At 65.8% G+C, this 12,023-nt stretch carries 12 protein-coding genes and 1 pseudogene; 6 read left to right on the top strand and 7 right to left on the bottom strand.

All coding sequences use genetic code 11. The features are described from left to right. Together pspA and NI18_RS26505 are read right to left on the bottom strand one after the other, a co-directional pair. Nucleotides 1-666: a phage shock protein PspA gene (pspA, locus tag NI18_RS04855; RefSeq protein ID WP_031439666.1), complete on the bottom strand. Its 666-nt coding sequence runs from the start codon at nucleotides 664-666 to the stop codon at nucleotides 1-3. Between the two features lie 40 nt (nucleotides 667-706). Beyond that, nucleotides 707-841 carry a hypothetical protein gene (locus tag NI18_RS26505; protein ID WP_260171278.1) on the bottom strand — a complete coding sequence of 45 codons (135 nt, stop codon included), beginning with the start codon at nucleotides 839-841 and terminating at the stop codon, nucleotides 707-709. Nucleotides 842-1,015: 174 nt separating this feature from the next. On the opposite strand from NI18_RS26505, the gene pspF reads away from it, so the two are divergent. Beyond that, on the top strand, nucleotides 1,016-2,077 hold the full coding sequence (gene pspF, locus NI18_RS04850; protein WP_031439665.1) for a phage shock protein operon transcriptional activator: 1,062 nt from the start codon (nucleotides 1,016-1,018) through the stop codon (nucleotides 2,075-2,077). A 104-nt stretch (nucleotides 2,078-2,181) separates the two neighbouring features. Continuing rightward, nucleotides 2,182-2,796, top strand: coding sequence for a superoxide dismutase (locus NI18_RS04845; protein ID WP_031439664.1), 615 nt, complete (start codon nucleotides 2,182-2,184; stop codon nucleotides 2,794-2,796). A gap of 49 nt (nucleotides 2,797-2,845) precedes the next feature. Here NI18_RS04845 and NI18_RS04840 read toward each other — a convergent pair whose 3' ends face one another. The 4 genes from NI18_RS04840 to NI18_RS04825 form a co-directional block, all read right to left on the bottom strand. Then, nucleotides 2,846-3,457, bottom strand: coding sequence for a septation protein A (locus NI18_RS04840; protein ID WP_268745756.1), 612 nt, complete (start codon nucleotides 3,455-3,457; stop codon nucleotides 2,846-2,848). 46 nt (nucleotides 3,458-3,503) lie between these two features. Continuing rightward, nucleotides 3,504-4,439, bottom strand: a complete 936-nt coding sequence (gene ftsY, locus NI18_RS04835; RefSeq protein ID WP_031396330.1) for a signal recognition particle-docking protein FtsY — start codon at nucleotides 4,437-4,439, stop codon at nucleotides 3,504-3,506. After that, nucleotides 4,436-5,683, bottom strand: coding sequence for a tRNA (N(6)-L-threonylcarbamoyladenosine(37)-C(2))-methylthiotransferase MtaB (gene mtaB, locus NI18_RS04830; protein ID WP_037528517.1), 1,248 nt, complete (start codon nucleotides 5,681-5,683; stop codon nucleotides 4,436-4,438). Before mtaB ends, ftsY begins: the two co-directional genes overlap by 4 nt. Nucleotides 5,684-5,799: 116 nt before the next feature. Beyond that, nucleotides 5,800-7,425, bottom strand: a complete 1,626-nt coding sequence (locus NI18_RS04825) for an EAL domain-containing protein (RefSeq protein WP_052148995.1) — start codon at nucleotides 7,423-7,425, stop codon at nucleotides 5,800-5,802. Nucleotides 7,426-7,731: 306 nt separating this feature from the next. Here NI18_RS04825 and ffh point away from each other — a divergent pair, with 306 nt between their 5' ends. The 3 genes from ffh to rimM all read left to right on the top strand — a co-directional run bounded on the left by ffh (nucleotide 7,732) and on the right by rimM (nucleotide 10,526). Further along, a complete protein-coding gene (ffh, locus tag NI18_RS04820; RefSeq protein WP_031439661.1) occupies nucleotides 7,732-9,261 on the top strand; it encodes a signal recognition particle protein in 1,530 nt (509 codons plus the stop codon). Nucleotides 9,262-9,326: 65 nt separating this feature from the next. Next, nucleotides 9,327-9,749, top strand: coding sequence for a 30S ribosomal protein S16 (gene rpsP / locus NI18_RS04815; RefSeq protein WP_031439660.1), 423 nt, complete (start codon nucleotides 9,327-9,329; stop codon nucleotides 9,747-9,749). 225 nt (nucleotides 9,750-9,974) lie between these two features. Further along, entirely contained in the window at nucleotides 9,975-10,526 is a 552-nt protein-coding gene (gene rimM / locus NI18_RS04810) for a ribosome maturation factor RimM (RefSeq protein WP_306286239.1), read from the top strand. Between the two features lie 63 nt (nucleotides 10,527-10,589). On the opposite strand, the gene NI18_RS04805 is transcribed toward rimM, so the two are convergent. Beyond that, a complete protein-coding gene (locus NI18_RS04805; protein ID WP_037528512.1) occupies nucleotides 10,590-11,495 on the bottom strand; it encodes an NAD(P)/FAD-dependent oxidoreductase in 906 nt (301 codons plus the stop codon). A 93-nt stretch (nucleotides 11,496-11,588) separates the two neighbouring features. Between NI18_RS04805 and NI18_RS26500 the strand changes: the two are divergent. Beyond that, a pseudogene (locus NI18_RS26500) lies at nucleotides 11,589-12,023 on the top strand (hypothetical protein); the annotation flags it as partial.

The raw sequence follows: 12,023 nt of genomic DNA, 5'->3' as shown, positions 1-12,023 counted from the left end.
TCAGTCGTCCTTCTTCAGGCGGGCCTTGAGCGCGGCGAGCTGGGCATCGACCTTGTCGTTGCTGCGCAGCTCGGCGATCTCTTCCTCAAGCGTCTTGACGACACCGAGCCCCATCGCGTCGGCGCGACCCTCGGCCTCGTCGACACGTCGGTCGAGAATGTCGAAGCGGCTGAACGCCTCGTGCGTCTTCGGGCCGTTGTACATCTCGCGAAGCCGGGTGCGGTTGTTCGCGCTTTCCAGCCGCGTCTGAACTGCGTTCTGCTTGGTCCGCGCCTCGCGCAGCTTGGTCTGCAGCTTGGCGATGTCCGCCTCGGAGGCACTAAGCGCGTCCTCGAGGACGCCGACTTCCGCCTTGAGCTGCTCGGCCATGTCGGACGCCTTCTGGCGTTCGACCAGCGCAGCCTTGGCAAGATCCTCGCGGTCCTTGCTCAGCGCGAGCTCGGCCTTCTCGGTCCAGTTTTCCTGGAGCTGTTCCAGCTTGGCGATATGGCGGCGCATCTCCTTCTGGTCCGCGATGGTGCGCGCGGCGGAGGCGCGGACCTCGACCAGCGTTTCCTCCATCTCCAGGATGATCATCCGGATCATCTTGGCCGGATCTTCCGCCTTCTCGATGAGGTCGGCGAAGTTGGCGGCGACGATGTCGCGGGTGCGGGAAAAAATGCCCATGTAAATTCTACTCCAGGGATCTTCGTGCGGCGGACGAACCTTATGCCACGATTGCGGTGTGTCGCGTAGCGGGCGCCTGATGCGCGGGCGCCACCGCCGCGAGAATGAAGGTGGCGCTGACGACGAAGGTGCAGGCGAGCGTTGCGACGGTGCGGACGATGTCGGTCTTGATCATGATGAGTCCCCTTTGAGGCGATGGTTGGTTCCGCCTTTGGGCGGGTTGTCCAAAGCTTTGCATCAGTCGTGCCAGTTTTAGAAAAGCCCGGAAATCATGCGGTTGTGCCGGCTGAGCGTCGAGCGCGCAGATTGTTCCTTGCTATGCGTTGGGAATTTCCGCCACACTTTGGCAATGGAGAGAACAACGCAGGTCATCGGCCAGTCCGGCGCGTTCATGGGAGCGCTCGAACGTGCGTCGCGCGCGGCGGCGCTCGACCGACCGGTGCTCGTGATCGGGGAACGCGGCACGGGCAAGGAACTGGTCGCCGAGCGACTCCACCGGCTGAGCCCGCGTTGGGACCAGCCGCTCGTGATCATGAACTGCGCCGCGCTGCCCGAGACGCTGATCGAGGCAGAATTGTTCGGACATGAGGCCGGCGCCTTCACCGGTGCGACCAAGGCACGGGTCGGGCGGTTCGAGGAGGCAGATGGTGGAACCCTGTTCCTCGACGAGCTGGGCACGCTGTCGATGGCGGCGCAGGACCGGTTGCTGCGCGCCGTCGAATATGGCGAGATCACGCGGATCGGCTCGTCGCGGCCGCTGCGCGTCGACGTCCGGATCGTGGCTGCGACCAACGAGCATCTGCCCGACAAGGTGATGCGGCATGAATTTCGCGCCGACCTTCTCGATCGGTTGTCATTCGAGGTCGTCACGCTGCCCCCGCTGCGTGCGCGGGCGGGTGACGTGATGGTGCTGGCGGACCATTTCGGTCGACGAATGGCGTCCGAGCTCGGGCGCGAGCGGTGGGAGGGGTTCGGACCCTCCGCACGCACTGCTCTCGCGGACTATGACTGGCCGGGCAATGTCCGCGAGCTGCGTAACGTCGTCGAACGCGCGGTCTATCGCTGGGAGCATGAGGGGCCGATCGATGCGATCGAGATCGATCCGTTCCAGTCGCCGCACAGGCCAGGCGCTGCGGATCGCAAGCCAATCCAGCCGCCGGCCGCGGTGGCGCCGTCTGCCGGCGGGACTGGTAACGCGGCAGAGGATGACGCCGACGATCCGGTCGTCGCGTGCGAGGACGGGCCGTCGGATTTCAAGTCGCGCGTGTCCCGGTTCGAGCGTGACCTGCTGTCGCGCGCGCTGGCCGAGCATCGCTTCAACCAGCGCGCTACCGCCGAGGCGCTCGGGCTCAGCTATGATCAGTTGCGACATGCCCTCAAGCGGCACGAGCTGTTGCACGCCAGCGGCTGATCGACGTCCGGTCCGCTTGTGTAACGACCGTCCGGGGACCATTTGGGGGCCGCGGGCGTTTGACGTCCGACCCCATTCACCCATTGTCTTTGAGGAGACTCCTGATGGCTTTCGAACTTCCCCCGCTGCCTTACGCCTATGACGCGCTCGAGCCCGTGATCGATCAGGAAACGATGAAGTTTCATCACGACAAGCATCATGCGGCATACACGGCCAAGCTGAACGAGGGCGTCGAGAAGGACTCCGCGCTCGCGGGCAAGTCGATCGAGGATATCCTCGGCATGATCTCGTCGCAGCCACCGCTCGTGCGCAACAATGGCGGCGGTTTCTGGAACCACGACTTTTTCTGGAAGACGATGGCAGCCAAGACGGGGCAGGCGCCGTCGGGCAGGCTCGCCGAAGCGATCGATCGCGACTTCGGTAGCCTCGACAAGCTCAAGGACGAGTTCAACACCAAGGGTGCAGGGCAGTTCGGATCGGGCTGGGCATGGCTGATCGCCGATGACAGCGGCAAGCTGAAGGTGACGAGCACGCCGAACCAGGACAACCCGCTGATGGACGATGCCAAGGAGCCCGGTACGCCGCTGCTCGGCAACGACGTCTGGGAGCACGCCTATTACCTGACGTACAAGAATGATCGTCCGGGCTATCTGAAGGCGTGGTGGGATATCGTGAACTGGGACGTCGTCGGCGAGCGTTACGCGAAGGTCGCTGGCTGAGCCGATCCCGTTACCGTCATCCCGGGTTGGCCGGGATGACGGAAAAGGATTACCCTTCGGGCGGCAGGTCGGTGACGGCCTTGTCGCCCGTTTGCAATCCATGCTTGAGCAGCATCGGGATGTTGGCAAAGGCGAAGATCAACGTCATCGGGATCGCGCCCCAGAGCTTGAAGCCGACCCAGAAATCCCACGTGGTGTTCCGCCAGACGACTTCGTTCAACACTGCCATGAACACGAAGAACACGGTCCAGTTGCGCGTGAGCTTGCGCCAGCCCTCGGCGGTCAGTCCTGGATAGGCGGTGCCGAGCAGCGACTGAAGCAGCGGGCGCCCGGTCACCAGCCCGAAGGTCAGGATGGCGGCGAACATCGCGTAGATGATCGTGGGCTTCATCTGGATAAAGCGCTGGTCATGGAAATAGATCGTCAGGCCGCCGAACACGACGATCAGGGCACCCGACATCCACAGCATCGGCGAGATATGGCCCGCCTTTACCTTCGAGACGATCATCGCGACGATCGTCGCGACGATGAACGCGGTCGTCGCGGTGACCACGCGCGCGATCGGTGCGCCGGGGGTGAGGAAGTTCACCGCGAAGAAGATCGCCAGCGGACCATAATCGATCGCCATGCGCAGGCCGGGAGACAAGGGGGGCTTGGTCACTATTGTATCCAGGAATTGCGGTAAGACCGGAGAGCGGGGCGGCGTGTTATTTTCGGACGCTTTCGACGCCCGCGATGATCCGGCTGACCTCGTTTGCGTCGAACGGGCGCAGGTCCGTCATGCCTTCGCCGATACCGATCGCGTGGATCGGCAGGCCGTATTTCTCCGCCGCTGCGACCAGCACGCCGCCGCGCGCGGTGCCGTCAAGCTTGGTCATCACGACGCCGGTCACGCCCGCCACCTCCTTGAAGACTTCAATCTGCTGGAGCGCATTCTGCCCCGTCGTCGCATCGAGGACGAGGACGATGTCGTGCGGGCTCTCGGGATTGATACGGCCGAGCACGCGACGGATTTTGGCGAGCTCGTCCATCAGTTCGCGCTTGTTCTGCAGACGGCCGGCGGTGTCGACGATCAGCACGTCGATCCCCGTCTCGGTCGCCTTCTTTACCGCATCCCAGACGACGCCCGCTGCGTCGCCGCCTTCCGGTCCGGTGACGATCGGCACGCCGACGCGCTCGGCCCAGGTGCGCAACTGGCCGATCGCAGCGGCGCGGAACGTGTCGCCCGCCGCCAGCATGACGCCGTAATCCTGTTCCATCAGGAGATGCGCGAGCTTGGCGATGGTGGTGGTCTTGCCCGACCCGTTGACGCCGATCACCAGGATAACCTGCGGGCGCGGGAAGGCGTCGATCTCGAGCGGCTTGGCGACCTTGGCGAGGACCTTTTCGACCTCTTCCGCGACGATGACGCGGATGCCGAGCTCTTCCATGTTGCGCTCGAAACTGCCCTCGGCAAGACGATGGCGGATGCGGCCGGCGGTTTCGGGACCGAGGTCCGATGCGATCAGCGCCTCCTCGATCTCATCGAGCGTCGCATCGTCGAGCCGCGCGCCGCTGAGGCCCGCGAGATTGCCGACGAGCCGGTCCGAGGTACGCTTGAAGCCGCCGATGAGTTTGTCGTGCCAGCTTGGGGTGGTGCTCATAGGGATTCCCGTGTTGCGCTCAGGCGCTCGCCCAGAACGCCGGTGATCGTGATTCGAAGGATGTCGCCGGGTGCCGCAGGCGCGTCCAGCAGGACTTCCGCGAAATTTCCGACATGGCCGCGGTCGCCCGGACGTTCGACCAGCAGGTGCTGCGTCGTCCCAACCAGCTTCTGCAACCATGCCGCGCGAACAGCCTGGCCCGTCTCGCGGAGGATCGCGGCGCGTCGGCGGCGGATCTCGGGCTCGACCTGCGGCATCCGGGCGGCGGGTGTGCCGGCCCGCGGTGAATAGGGGAAGATGTGCGAATGGACGATGTCGCAGTCAGCGATCAGCGCATGCGTGTTCTGGAACATCGCCTCGTCCTCGGTCGGAAACCCGGCGATCAGGTCCGCGCCGATCGCGATGTCGGGACGGGCGGTCTTGAGCCGCTGGACGAGCGCCACGCTCTCGGCGCGCGAATGACGTCGTTTCATCCGCTTCAACACCATGTCGTCGCCCGCCTGGAGCGAGAGGTGGACGTGCGGCATGATCCGGGGCTCGGTCGTCAGAAGCGCGAAGAGCCGGTCGTCGATCTCGATGCCGTCGAGCGACGACAGACGGAGCCGCTCGAGCCGCGGCACCGCGTGCAGAATGCGCTCGACAAGCTGGCCGAGCGTGGGGGCGCCGGGAAGGTCGGGGCCATAGCTGGTCAGGTCGACGCCCGTCAGCACGATCTCGCGGTGTCCCGCATCGACCAGCCCGGCGACCCGGTCGACGACCGCGCCCGCGGGGACGGAGCGGCTTGGTCCGCGTCCGAAGGGAATCGCGCAGAAGGTGCAGCGATGATCGCAGCCGTTCTGGACTTCCACAAAGGCGCGGGCATGCGACGAAAAGCTAGCAACCAGATGCGGCGCGGTTTCGCGAACCTGCATGATGTCGCTGACGACCACCGGTGCGAGCGTGGCCCATGCGGCTGGGGAGAGCTTGTCGGCATTGCCGATCACGCGATCGACCTCGGGCATCGCCGCGAAGGCACCCGGGTCGATCTGCGCTGCGCATCCGGTGACGACAATCTGCGCATCCGGGCGATCGCGCCGGCCCCGGCGGATCGCAACCCGCGTCGCCTTTACTGCCGCGTTGGTGACGGCACAGCTGTTGACCACCACCACGTCCCGCCCGGCGACGAGCGCGCGGATGGTCTCGCTTTCGGCGATGTTGAGACGGCAGCCGAGGCTGACGACCTCTGGCAGCGGGGCAGACGGCATGATGCGCGATCTAGGAGGGGCGGGGGGCAAAGTCCACGGCTTGCAGCGCCGGGCTGGAGTAAGGATGGCCGCTGGGCAGTCGGGACGTCCGTGGTCAGGCCGGAGCGGGTCCGCGATCAGCCCGCGAGTCGTGGCGCAATGCCGCGGACCGGCGGGAAGTCGCCATCGGGCTGGTGTGCGAGCAGGCGCTGTTCGGCGAGCAGTCGACGCAGTTGCGCGGCGTTCATGGGGCGACCGTAGAGATAGCCCTGTCCCTTGGCACAGCCGAGCGCGCGCAGCCGCTCCTCGACCGCGGCATCCTCGATGCCCTCGGCGGTGACCGGCAGGTTCAGGCTGTCGCCAAGCCGGACGATCGTGTTGACGATCGCCATGCTCTCCGCATTGTCGAGGATCGACGCGACGAAGCTGTGGTCGATCTTGATGCGATCGAACGGGAGCGCGCGCAGATGCGCAAGGCTCGAAAAGCCGGTGCCGAAATCGTCGAGCGCCAGCCGGATGCCCTGATTCTTCAGGCTGCCGACGATCGACTGGGCAAGCGCCAGATTGTCGAACAGCGCGCTTTCGGTGACCTCGATCTCGAGCCGGCTGGCGGGAAAGCCCGTCTCGACCAGCGTTTGGATGATCTTTTGCGCCAGCCATGCGTCGCGCAGCTGTACCGGGGAAATGTTGATCGACAGCGTCAGCGCCGAATCCCAGTCGCGTGCCGCAGTACAGGCTTGGCGCATGAGCGACAGTGACAGGTCGCCAATGACGCCGATCTCCTCGGCGATCGGGATGAAGACGTCCGGGGGGATCATCCCGCGTGTTGGATGGTCCCAGCGCGCCAGAACCTCGAACCCGGTGGTAAGCCCCGTGGCGAGATCCACCTGCTGTTCGAAATAAGGAATGATGTCCTGCGCGGCGACCGCGAGGCGAAGTCCGGACTCGAGCTCGCCACGCACCTGCAGCGACTGCTCCATCGCGGTGTTGAACCAGACGTGGCGATTGCGGCCCGCCGTCTTGGCCGCGTGGAGGGCGATGTCCGCGTTGCGCAACAGCGCGTCGATCGAGGCACAGTCCGCGTCAGAACGCGCGACACCGATCGACACGGTGGCGTGAATGTCGACGCCGTTCGCACGGAAGGGCCGCGCGAAGCCGGTGACGAGACGCTCCGCGATCCGATCGGCTACCCCTTGATGCGCCGGATCGAAGACGAAGGCGCAGGCGAACTCGTCCGCACCCAAGCGTGCCAGAAGGCTTGATGTGGGGGCGATGGCCGCGATCGTTTCCGCGACATGGACGAGCACCTGGTCGCCGACGGCATAGCCGTGCATGTCGTTGACGCTCTTGAAGAAGTCGACGTCGATCGTGAGCATCGCCACCACCTTGCCCCGGCGTCTCGCGCTGCCGAACAGGGTCGCGCCATCTTCGGACAGACTGCGGCGATTGAGGAATCCGGTCAGCGAATCCCGCTGTGCCAGAACGCGGGCGCGATGACCCGCATCGGTCGCCTCGTTGAGCTCGGCAGTGAGCGTGCGATAGCGCAGGCAGCCAAAGAGCAACAGCGCGACGTTGAGCAGCACGGCGACAACCAGACCTTGGTCGATACCGGAACTGCGTCCCGTCAGACGGGCAAAGATGCCGACCAGAACGGCGCCGCCCGTACCGACGAGCATCAACGCTGCAGCCCCGGTCACGGCGCCGGTGACGAATTCCCGGTTGATGGTGCGGGGCGAACGGGTCGCCGCCGGCGGTGCGGTCATGGGCTGGATCGCCTGTGAGGTCGGGGCGGACACACATATGACATAGCATAAGTGTAGGACCGGTTAAGAGCGTCGATCCGTCCAATATGCCGGGGAGGGACTTTGACGCTGGACGCCGTCGCAGCGCATCGACGGACGGGTCGCTTGCGTCGGCGGCCCGGGTCGCGTAAGCAGCACGCCACGTTCCGTTACGGGGCACATGTGACGAGCATCCAAGGATGCACGCTGGCCGGCGAGGTTTCGCCAGCCGGCGCTTTTGCGTTGGGCGTCGTCATGTGTCCGGTAATGGTGATTGGGAGTGTCTCGATGTTCGAAAGCCTGAGCGATCGTCTTGGCGGCGTCTTCGACCGCCTTCGCGGCCGGGGTGCGCTGACCGAAGCGGACGTGCGCGCGGCGATGCGCGAGGTTCGTGTAGCGCTGCTCGAAGCCGACGTCGCGCTGCCCGTTGCGCGCGACTTTGTCGATAAGGCGACCGAGAAGGCGATCGGCCAGAACGTCCTGCGCTCGGTCACGCCGGGGCAGCAGGTCGTCAAGATCGTCAGCGATGCGCTGGTCGAGATGCTGGGCGCGGATGCGTCCGAGCTCGATCTGGGCGTCACGCCGCCCGCGATCATCATGATGGTCGGGCTTCAGGGCTCGGGCAAGACGACCACCACCGCCAAGATCGCCAAGCGGCTGTCGGCAGGGCCGGGTGGGCGCGATCGCAAGAAGGTGCTGATGGCGTCGCTCGACGTCAATCGCCCGAACGCGCAGGAACAGCTCGCGACGCTCGGCACGCAGATTTCGGTCGCGACCTTGCCGATCGTCACCGGCCAGCAGCCGGTCGATATCGCACGGCGCGCGATGCAGGCGGCCAAGCTGCAGGGCTTCGACGTCCTGATGCTCGATACCGCGGGTCGCCTCCATGTCGATCAGGCGCTGATGGACGAGATGAAGGCGGTCGCCGACGTCGCGAACCCGGCCGAGATCCTTCTCGTCGTCGATTCGCTGACGGGTCAGGATGCGGTCAACGTCGCGCAGAACTTCTCCGATCAGGTGCCGCTGACGGGGATCGTGCTGACCCGGATGGACGGCGATGCGCGCGGCGGTGCGGCGCTGTCGATGCGTGCGGTTACCGGCAAGCCGATCAAGTTTGCGGGTACCGGCGAGAAGCTCGATGCGCTCGAGGCGTTCCATCCCGAGCGGGTCGCCGGGCGGATCCTCGGCATGGGCGACGTCGTCAGCCTCGTCGAGCGCGCCGCGGAGTCGATCCAGGCCGAAGACGCCGAGCGGATGGCGGCCAAGATGGCCAAGGGTCAGTTCGACATGAACGACCTGCGGGCTCAGCTGGCGCAGATGCAGCGGATGGGCGGGCTCGGCGCGTTGGCGGGGATGATCCCCGGCATGAAGAAGGCGCAGGGCGCGGTCGCTTCGGTCGGCGGCGAGAAAGTTCTCGTCCACATGGATGCGATGATCGGATCGATGACCATCAAGGAGCGCGCCAAGCCCGAGCTGATCAACGCCAAGCGCAAGATCCGCATCGCCAAGGGCTCCGGCACCACGGTGCAGGAGGTCAACAAGCTGCTCAAGATGCACCTCGAAATGTCGACCGCCATGAAGAAGATCAAGAAGATGGGCGGCATGAAGGGCATGATGGCGATGCTCGGCAAGGGCGGCATGGGTGGCGGTCTTGGCGGCATCGGTAACGCGATCGGCGGGCCGCAGATGGGCGACATGCTCAACAAGGCCGGCGCAGGTGGGCTCCCTGGGGGCAATTCCGGGGGTGGCCTGCCGGGTCTGGGCGGGAAGATGCCACAGCTGCCTGCGGGCTTCGACGATTTTCTGAAGAAGAAATAACCTCTTACTCAACCCATTACCCCGGCGTTTGCCGGGCGAAATATTAGAAAACGAAGGAAAATATCATGGCAATTAACATTCGTCTCGCACGTGGCGGCTCCAAGAAGCGTCCTTATTACAAGATCGTCGTTGCCGATGCGCGCAGCCCGCGTGATGGCCGCTTCATCGAGAAGATCGGCAACTACAACCCGCTCCTCGCCAAGGACAACGAGCAGCGCGTGCAGCTCGACGCCGATCGCGCAAAGCATTGGCTGAGCGTCGGCGCACAGCCGACCGACCGCGTCGCCCGCTTCCTTGACGCAGCAGGCGTTCTTGAGCGTTCGGCCCGCAACAACCCGAACAAGGGCAAGCCCGGCGAGAAGGCCACCGAGCGCGCTGAAGAGCGTGCGACCAAGGCGGCCGAAGCTGCCGAGGCCGAAGCGGCTGCAAAGGCGGCACCTGCTGCCGACGCGGATGCTCCTGCCGAGACCGAAGAAGCCGCTTCGTAAGATCGTCTTCCACGTCATCCCAGCGAAGGCTGGGATCCAGCGCCAGAGACGGCAGCGTCCTTGGCTCTGGATCCTGGGTCTAGCGCAGGATGACGGTTTGGAGTGGGCCACGCCCGCACCCGAATGGCGGTTCATGCGTTCTTTGTCGGTCCATCACCCACAAGGAGCGCATGATGACCCCCGATCCAGATCCAAGAACAGCCCCCGCACCCGAGGACATCGAAGATGCCAGCAATGAAGGCGTCTCCGCCGAAGACCCCGCAGAAGGCGCCGACGATAGCCCCGGACCCGACACCGGCTCCGCGCAAGGGTAGCGTCACGCTCGCCGTCGTGATCGGCGCGCACGGTATCGGCGGCGAAGTGCGGCTGAAGGTCTTTGCCGAGACCATGTCGGGCTATAAGAGTTTCAACGACGGTACGCTGACGCTCAAGTCGGCGCGCCCTGGCAACAACGGCACGATCGCTCGCTTTGCCGAGGTCGCCGATCGGAACGCTGCCGAAGCGATGCGCGGGACCGAATTGACGGTGCCGCGATCGTCGTTGCCACCGCTCGAGGATGGCGAATATTACCACACCGACCTGATCGGGCTCCCCGTCGTCTCTACCGATGGTGAGGCGATCGGACGCGTTGTCGCAATCGATAATTTCGGTGCGGGCGACGTGATCGAGATCGAACGGCCGACTGCAAAGCGGTTCATGGTGCCGATGCGCGTTGAGGCGGTTCCAGAGTGGGATGCGGAACGACTCGTAGTCGAGGCGTCTTTCGCTACCGAATAGTTCCTTCGAGCTTAGCTCTTTCACGAACGCGGGGGCCCCGCCTTCGCGGTGAGGCATCCAAAGTCAGCGCCGGATCGGGCGCTGCTCCGACAGCATGTTGCGGATGGTCGTTGCGGCCACTCCGGCTTCGCCCATCGCGTGGCTGATCTGGTCGAGCCCCTTCACCACGTCGCCCGCCGCGAACAGCCCGGGGATCGAGGTGCGCTGATGGTCGTCGACCTCTAGGCAGCCTTCGTCCGTCGCGCGCGCGCCGGCGGCGACGGCGAGTTCCGAGCGGATCACCGAGCCTAACGCCGGATAGACGCTGTCGAACGACAGCCGCCCGTCGACCGTGTCGAGCGAGAACCGGTTGTCTTCGATCGCGTAGTTGCCGCAAGGGCCGCCGACGCGGACGATGCCGGCGTCGTCCAACGCGGCCTCGCACGTCGCGTCGAGATCATGGCCGCCGTCCGGGGCGATCAGCGTCACGTCGGCGGTGTAGCCGCGCAGGAACAGCGCCTCGCGCATGCCGTGGTCGCCGGTGCCGATCACGCCGACGCGCTTGTCGGTGACCTCATAGCCGTCGCAGATCGGGCAGTAGCGGAGAAGCCCGGCCTCCAGGGCCTCGTCATGGAGCGCGTCTGGCATGGCGGGGCGGTTGTTGACGACGCCTGTTGCCAGCAGGACGCTGCGGGCGCGGGCGCGGCGGTCGCCGAGGCGGACGGTGAAGCCGTCGTTGTCGACCTCGATCGCATCGACCCGCGCGGCCTCGCGTACCGCCCCATAGGTCTCCGCCTGTGCCAGCATCCGGGCGAGGAGGTCGGTGCCGCGGATGCCTTCGGGGTAGCCGGCGTGGTTGTGCGTGCAGGGGATCAGCGCGGCGCGGCTGCTGCCGCAGTCGAACAGCCGGATCGAGAGGTGGAACCGCGCGAGATAGATCGCGGCGGTGAGGCCTGCGGGGCCGGCGCCGATGATGATGCAATCGTCCATCCCGCTATAAGCGCGGCGCGGCAATTCCGTTCCGGTGGCGAAACGCTCGATCGCTATCGCAAGCCGGGCGCGGGAGTGATAGCGGCGTGCGGCATGAGCTATTGTCGTTGGTCGGAAGGCGATCTCCACGCCTATGCGTCGCACACCGCGGACGGGGTGCGCCGGTACGTCGCGCAGGTCGCCGAGCCTGCCGTCGAACGGTGCGGGGTGGAGGCGGAGTATGTCGAGGACAGCGCCGACGCGTTCCTTGCACGCCTGAAATGGCTGAAGGCGCGGGGGTGTGAATTTCCCGCCGACGTCGTGCCCCAAATCCTCGCCGCGGCGCAGGAGGAGGCGCGGCTGGCGCGGCTGGCGGCGGGTGAGCTGCCCTGGGCGGCGACGATCGTGACCCTGTACCCCGAGATGTTCCCCGGGCCGCTCGGCACGTCGCTGGCCGGACGGGCGCTGGGGGAGGGGCGGTGGTCATGCGAGCCCGTCCAGTTGCGCGACTTCGCGACCGACAAGCATCGCTCGGTCGGACGGGTGGGG

Source organism: Sphingomonas sp. Ant20, assembly GCF_000783375.1.
Taxonomy (GTDB): Bacteria; Pseudomonadota; Alphaproteobacteria; order Sphingomonadales; family Sphingomonadaceae; genus Sphingomonas; species Sphingomonas aerolata.
Note: the sequence above shows the minus strand (reverse complement) of the source record. Positions and strands in the feature narration are given on the sequence as shown.

Bases quoted from the DNA above. Each gene is read 5' to 3' on its own strand.
- pspA (WP_031439666.1), bottom strand. From the start codon at position 666: ATGGGCATTTTTTCCCGCACCCGCGACATCGTCGCCGCCAACTTCGCC.
- NI18_RS26505 (WP_260171278.1), bottom strand. From the start codon at position 841: ATGATCAAGACCGACATCGTCCGCACCGTCGCAACGCTCGCCTGCACC.
- pspF (WP_031439665.1), top strand. From the start codon at position 1,016: ATGGAGAGAACAACGCAGGTCATCGGCCAGTCCGGCGCGTTCATGGGA.
- NI18_RS04845 (WP_031439664.1), top strand. From the start codon at position 2,182: ATGGCTTTCGAACTTCCCCCGCTGCCTTACGCCTATGACGCGCTCGAG.
- ftsY (WP_031396330.1), bottom strand. From the start codon at position 4,439: ATGAGCACCACCCCAAGCTGGCACGACAAACTCATCGGCGGCTTCAAG.
- mtaB (WP_037528517.1), bottom strand. From the start codon at position 5,683: ATGCCGTCTGCCCCGCTGCCAGAGGTCGTCAGCCTCGGCTGCCGTCTC.
- NI18_RS04825 (WP_052148995.1), bottom strand. From the start codon at position 7,425: ATGACCGCACCGCCGGCGGCGACCCGTTCGCCCCGCACCATCAACCGG.
- ffh (WP_031439661.1), top strand. From the start codon at position 7,732: ATGTTCGAAAGCCTGAGCGATCGTCTTGGCGGCGTCTTCGACCGCCTT.
- rpsP (WP_031439660.1), top strand. From the start codon at position 9,327: ATGGCAATTAACATTCGTCTCGCACGTGGCGGCTCCAAGAAGCGTCCT.
- rimM (WP_306286239.1), top strand. From the start codon at position 9,975: ATGCCAGCAATGAAGGCGTCTCCGCCGAAGACCCCGCAGAAGGCGCCG.
- NI18_RS04805 (WP_037528512.1), bottom strand. From the start codon at position 11,495: ATGGACGATTGCATCATCATCGGCGCCGGCCCCGCAGGCCTCACCGCC.